The 3,180-nt window shown below is 70.5% G+C and carries 1 protein-coding gene and 1 pseudogene; both read left to right on the top strand.

Features of this window, described 5'->3' with window-relative positions; translation table 11 throughout:
- Positions 1 to 1,197, top strand: a pseudogene (locus LI94_RS25005) (hypothetical protein); the annotation flags it as partial.
- A 356-nt stretch (positions 1,198 to 1,553) separates the two neighbouring features.
- The coding region (locus LI94_RS25160) for a PGRS repeat-containing protein (protein WP_343252085.1) at positions 1,554 to 3,180 on the top strand (1,627 nt) is incomplete at its 3' end.

Genomic DNA, 3,180 nt, shown 5'->3' with positions numbered 1-3,180 from the left:
GCCAACAACTCACTGACCGTCGATGGCGCGGGCAGCAGCATCACCGACACCACCATCACCAGCGGGTTGAACACCGCCAACTTCGCCGGTGGTGCGGCCACGGCCACGGTCAGCGGTGGTGGGGTCATCACCGGCAGCACGGTCACCGGCGGCGATGCCAGTGACACCGCTGCCGGCGGTGCGGCGACGATGACCGCTATCGGTACCGGCAGCACGATCACCAACAGTTCCGCGATTGGCGGCAAGGCCGGTGAGGGCACCGACGGCGGTGCCGGCGGTGGTGGTGGTGCGGCCACCGTTACCGCCGCGAGCGGCGGCACCGTCACTGACGTGGTGGCTACCGGCGGCAACGGAGGTGCTGGTGACGGCGTCGGCAGCACCGGCGGGGTGGGGGGCAGTGCCACCGTCACCGCGTCCAACGGCGGCAAGGTCGTCGCTGACGCGGACCACGGCGGTGCTTCGAGCTCTGTGACCGGCGGTGCCGGTGGTGACGGTGACAACGGGGGTACCGGAGGCAAGGGCGGCAGCGCGCTGCTCGACGGGCAACATAACGCCACCGTCTACGGCCAGACGACCGGTGGTACCGGTGGATCGGCCGACGGGATCGGTGCCGTGGGCGGTAACGCCGGTGGTGCCAACATCTGGGGCGGGCGTAATTACGTCGCGGCCGAAGGTGGTTTGGCCCACGGCACTGTGATCGGTGGCGATGGCGGCGCTGCAACGGGCCTGAACTCCGTTGGCGGTAACGGAACCAGCGGCAGCATCGGGGCCACCGGTACCGGTGCTGAGGCCAGTGGGTCGGCCACCGGTGGTACCGGCGGTGCCGGCATCGACGGCGGCAAGGGTGGTGGCATCAGCTACAACGGGATCTCGCAGATCACCGCGCTGGGCACCGACGCCAAGGCCACCGGTGTCACGGTCGTCGGCGGCACCGGCGGGGACGGGATCGGTGTCGGTGGTGTGGGCGGTGACGGCGGATATGTCAATGTCGGTGCGAACAACGCTGCCGGGGACCCCGCGGGCAGCTCCTGGACCAACGGGAGCGTGACGGCCGGTAGCGGCGGCGACGGTACGGGCGTCAACAACAGTGGCCCTGAGTCTCCCGGCGCCGGGGGCTCCGCCGACATCATCAGCGGCGCCAACCAGCACACCGACGGAAGCACCGTCAACCTTCCCGACGGCGTCGACAAGCCGTAACCCAACCCTCACGAAACCCAGCACGGCCCGGTCACCCGACCGGGCCGTGCTGGCGTTGGAGCCTGGGCACGGTGGGCGTCCCGGCGTGTCCGCCCTGGCAAACATTGCCTAGGCATTCTTACCTAATCTGAGACGGAACTAAATGATATACAAGAGCTGTGAATCTAGGTTTTGACGTTAACTACCTACTTCTCAGATTTCAGTAAAGCCCAGCTCAAGGCGCTGAAAACACGCGTTGTCGCGGTCTTACGGGATCGACACAGAAATAGGGGTTGACTAAGAAATTTCCCCTGTTAACCTACCCCCCCATTAGAAATGCCATCGCCGTCAATATCTGCAGCTAAGGGGCACGTGCCATGTCGCGCTACCGTCCGAGCGTTCACAAGAATCGTCGTCGCGGCAGCCGCGCGTTGGGCTCCGGCACGGCGGTGAGCGCGTTTCTCGCCTTCGGGTTGGGGCCGCTGGCTGCGGCGCCTACCGCGCACGCCGACATCGAAGACGTGTGGGTGGAGCTGTTCGGTCAGGACTTGGGCACGGCCGTCGCGGACCTCAGCGTCAACTGGGGTGACCAGGCGGCGTGGGGCGTCGTTTTGGACTCGGCCAGCTGGGACGGGGTGTTCGATTCTTGGAGCGACACCGCCACCTGGGATGCGGTGCTGGCTGACCTGAACCTCAGCGGTTTCGGAGCGGTTGATTTCAGCTGGCCCGGCGCAGCGGACGCCTCCTTCAACTGGGGTGAGATCAACTGGCTGATGCCGTTCGGAAACGGCGCTGACGGTACTGCTGCCAACCCCGACGGCGGCGCCGGCGGCTGGATCTACGGCAGCGGCGGCGCGGGATGGGACGCCGATGGGACCGGTGGCATCTACGACGGCGGCGCGGGCGGCCAGGGCGGCCTGTTTGGCGGCAACGGCGGTGACGGCGGCGACGGGTTCGGCACCGGTGCCGGTGGCGATGGTGGGGCCGCCGGCTGGTTCGCGTGGTTCAGCCACGGCGGTGATGGTGGTGATGGCGGCAGCGCGGTCACCGCGGGTGGCGACGGTGGTGCCGGTGGCGTCGGTGGCGACGCGGCGCTGTGGGGAATGTTCAGCACCGCTGGGGCTGGCGGTGCCGGTGGTGACGGTGCGGTCGGCGCAGCGGGATTGGCGGGCATCTTGGCCGGCGCCGATGGTGGCGCGGGTCAGAACGGTGGCGCCGGCGGTAACGGTGGTGCCGGCGGTAAGGGCTCGCTCCTGTTCGGTACGGGCGGTAAAGGCGGATCCGGTGGCACCGGTGCCGCCGGTGGCGCCGGTGGCGACGGTGCTGACGGCGAGGACGGCACCGCGGGCAGCGTCGACGCGATCAGCGGCGGCAACGGTGGTGCCGGTGGTAACGGTGGCGCCGCGGGCAAGGCCGGGGCCGGTGGTGCCGGCGGCTGGTTCGCCGCTGCGGGTGCCGCGGGCACCGAAGGTGACCAGGGTGTCGGCGCGGCCGGTGGTGATGGCGGTATCGGCGGCGACGGCCACGACGGGGCCGACGGTGCGGACGGCGACGCCTCCCACGTGGACGGGTTCGCCGGCCAGGCCGGTGGTGCCGGGGGCAACGCGGGCCAGGGCGGTGCCGGCGGCCAGGGTGCCGGCGGGCAGGCGGCCAACGGCACCGGCGGTACCGCTGGTAGCGGTGGCCAGGGTGGTAACGGTGGCGCGGGTTACGCCGGTGCTGACGGCAGCGCGTCGTCGCCCGATGGCGCGGCCGGCGGCAACGGTGGCGCGGGCGGTAACGGTGGCAAGGGCGGCCTAGAGGCCGACGGCGTCACGCGCGCTGCCGAAGGCGGCGGCGGTAACGGTGGTGACGGCGCCCAGGGTGGTCGCGGGTATGACGCGCTCGCCGACGGTGCGGCCGCGGGCACGTCGGGCGGCAACGGCGGTGTGGGCGGCAATGGCGGTGTCGGCGGAACCGGCGCTACCACCGGGACCCATGGTGTCGGCGGTGTCGGCGGCAACG

It is taken from the genome of Mycobacterium sp. UM_Kg27 (genome assembly GCF_000972905.1).
GTDB lineage: Bacteria > Actinomycetota > Actinomycetes > Mycobacteriales > Mycobacteriaceae > Mycobacterium.
This window is presented reverse-complemented; position numbering and strand designations above follow the sequence as displayed.